3 protein-coding genes and 1 pseudogene are annotated in these 2,544 nt (G+C 70.6%); 1 reads left to right on the forward strand and 3 read right to left on the reverse strand.

The features are described 5' to 3' along the window. Window positions 1–78: 78 nt before the first annotated feature. The 3 genes and pseudogenes from A6Q79_RS05865 to thyA form a co-directional block, all read right to left on the reverse strand. Window positions 79–660 carry an LptA/OstA family protein gene (locus A6Q79_RS05865; RefSeq protein WP_317697079.1) on the reverse strand — a complete coding sequence of 194 codons (582 nt, stop codon included), beginning with the start codon at window positions 658–660 and terminating at the stop codon, window positions 79–81. A 32-nt stretch (window positions 661–692) separates the two neighbouring features. Further along, the gene (locus A6Q79_RS05870) at window positions 693–1,202 is read right to left on the reverse strand and encodes a dihydrofolate reductase (RefSeq protein ID WP_286689159.1); all 510 of its coding nucleotides are present in this window, start codon (window positions 1,200–1,202) and stop codon (window positions 693–695) included. Beyond that, a pseudogene (thyA, locus tag A6Q79_RS05875) lies at window positions 1,199–1,856 on the reverse strand (thymidylate synthase). The gene A6Q79_RS05870 and the pseudogene thyA overlap by 4 nt, the downstream one beginning before the upstream one ends. Window positions 1,857–1,909: 53 nt before the next feature. Here thyA and A6Q79_RS05880 point away from each other — a divergent pair. Beyond that, entirely contained in the window at window positions 1,910–2,410 is a 501-nt protein-coding gene (locus A6Q79_RS05880) for a hypothetical protein (protein ID WP_067856800.1), read from the forward strand. Window positions 2,411–2,544: the final 134 nt, after the last annotated feature.

The raw sequence follows: 2,544 nt of genomic DNA on the forward strand, positions 1-2,544 counted from the left end.
TGGCGAACAGTCAGGCGGCGGAACTACTGCTGTCGCAGGCGCTGGCAGGAATGGCGCGCCGAGGGCGGCGCTGACGCCTCAATTATCCGGGACCGAGAACGTCCCCGTCACGCGTCCGCCTGAATTGGTCGTGGTGGTCCCATCCGCGCCGCTCACGCTGGAAGAGCCGCTGGCCGATCCGTCGACGCTCGACACGCCGCTTCTCAAGTCGATCACCAGTCTTCCGCCGTTAAGCGTGTCGCTGCCGCGATTGAGGCGGACGTTTCCGGCCATGGTGATGATCCGGCGGTTGAAATCGTAGACTGCGTTGTCGCCCCTTGCGCGCTCATTGCCGCGCGTCACTACCACGCCGCCAGTCGCCATGATCCGCTGGATGCTGAGCGAGCCTGCGTCCGAATAATTCACCAGCGTGCGCGCCGCGGTCAGCAGCCCGGCCTCGGAGAGGGTGCGGACCATGCGGCTCGCGGCGGGGGCCGAGACCTCGTGGGCGGCGGCGAGCTCGGCCTGGGTCGGCGTGCCCAGCGCCTGCACCGTGACGAGCGTGAGGAAGCGCGCGTAGCTCGTGCCGTGGGCGGCACGCAGCATCTCGTCGGCGGCCGCGTCGAGCGCGGCGACGAGCGTGTGCAGGCGGTAGGCCGGCTGCCGGGGGTCGTAGGTCACCCGACCATCATGACCCGGTTAACTTAACAACGTCAAGATGCTCGGCGGTAGGTGACGATGTCGAACGGCACCCGGTCGGGCTCGGGGCCTACGGAGGGCACGCGGCCCACCTCCTGCCACGCCTCCCAGTCGACCCGCGGGAAGAAGGCGTCGCCGTCCGGCGACGCCGCCACCCGGGTCACCACCATGACGTCGACGAGTCCCTGCTCGAGCGCCTGCGCGTACACCTGCGCGCCGCCGACGAGGAAGACGTCGTCGTCGAGCTCGTGGGCCCTGGCCAGCGCCTCCTCCAGCGACGCCGCGACGAGCACGCCGTCGCCCTGGGGCCCCGCCGACCAGTCCGGGTCGCGGGTCAGGACGATCGTGGTGCGACCCGGGAGCGGCCGACCGATGGAGTCGTAGGTGGTCCGTCCCATCACCATCGGGTGCCCGAGGGTGAGGCGCTTGAAGTGCGCGAGGTCCTCGGGCAGACGCCACGGCAGCGCCCCGTCGACCCCGATCACCCGGTTCGCGCCCATCGCGACGACGAGCGTGACGCTCATACGGCGATCGGCGCCTTGATGCCCGGGTGCGGGTCGTAGCCGGTGACCTTGATCGCGTCGAAGTCGAAGCCGTCGATGCTGGTGACCGTCGGGTCGAGCCAGAGCTCCGGCAGCGGACGCGGCTAAGACGTCGGCGGAGCGCTGGTACAGCTGGCACGACAGCCGGCCGGGTCCGCCGTCGTCGGCCGGCGCCACGTAGAACTGGAAGAACGCGTGGCACGGCGCGAGCGCCATGGCGGGCAGGTCGGCGACGTTCCAGGCGCTGACGATGTGGCGCCGGGAGTCGGGGTCGGCCTTCAGCGCCTCGACGACCTGGGCGAGCTGGTCGACCGTCTCGCCGGACGGCGTCGGCCAGCTGCGCCACTGGTGCCCGTAGACCGGACCGAGCTCGCCGTCGGCGTCGGCCCACTCGTCCCAGATGGTGATGCCGTGCTCGCGCAGCCACGTGGTGTTGGTGTCGCCACGGACGAACCAGAGCAGCTCCCCGACGACCGACCTGAGGTGGATCTTCTTGGTGGTGACGAGCGGGAACCCCTCGGAGAGGTCGAAGCGCATCTGGTGCCCGAACACGCTGAGCGTGCCGGTGCCGGTGCGGTCGCCCTTCTCGACCCCCTCGTCGAGGACGCGGCGGACGAGATCGAGGTAGGCCTGCATGACTCGCAGGATACTCGCCCCCACGACCGTCCCGGTCGTGCGAGACTCTGGGCGTGCCCCTCGCCGAGTACGAGGCCTCGCCTCAGGAGGTCCGCCGTTTCGCCCTCCTGCAGATCGTCCTGACCGCCGCCTTCATGACGCTGATCTTCCTGGCGCTGGGCGGCACCGACGCCGACCTCCCGCCGTGGTGGCTGCTCGGCGTGCTCGGCCTCGGGCTCGTGGCCGCCGCGGTGCTCTCCGAGCGCGTGTGGCTGCAGTCGTCGCCGCTCGACCCCGAGGCCGACCCCGCCGAGAACCAGCGGCGTGCCGTCGGCATCTTCGCGGCCCAGACGGTCCGCAAGCTCGTCTTCTGCGAGGCCGTGGTGCTGGTCTCGATCCTGGTCGCCTTCGTCGGCTCGTGGGGTGGGTGGACGATCCTGCTCGTCGGCGTCCCCGGTCTCTTCCTCCTCGGCTGGGAGACCTGGCCGGGACTGCGGAACCTGTCGATGACGGCAGCGATGCTCGACGCCCAGGGCGCCGACTCGAGGCTGGTCGAGAGCTTCCGGTCCTGGTGAAAGGGCTTGGAGCCCGCGCGACGCCCGGTCCATACTGGGTGCCGAGCGGGATCAGTGGCCCGGCGGTCGTCACCGCCCCGGTCCCACGTGTCGTACCTCGCTCACGTCCCTGCACAGGACACTCCTGGTGATCC

Origin of the sequence: Aeromicrobium sp. REDSEA-S32_B7 (genome assembly GCF_001626145.1) — a bacterium.
Taxonomy (GTDB): domain Bacteria; phylum Actinomycetota; class Actinomycetes; order Propionibacteriales; family Nocardioidaceae; genus Aeromicrobium; species Aeromicrobium erythreum.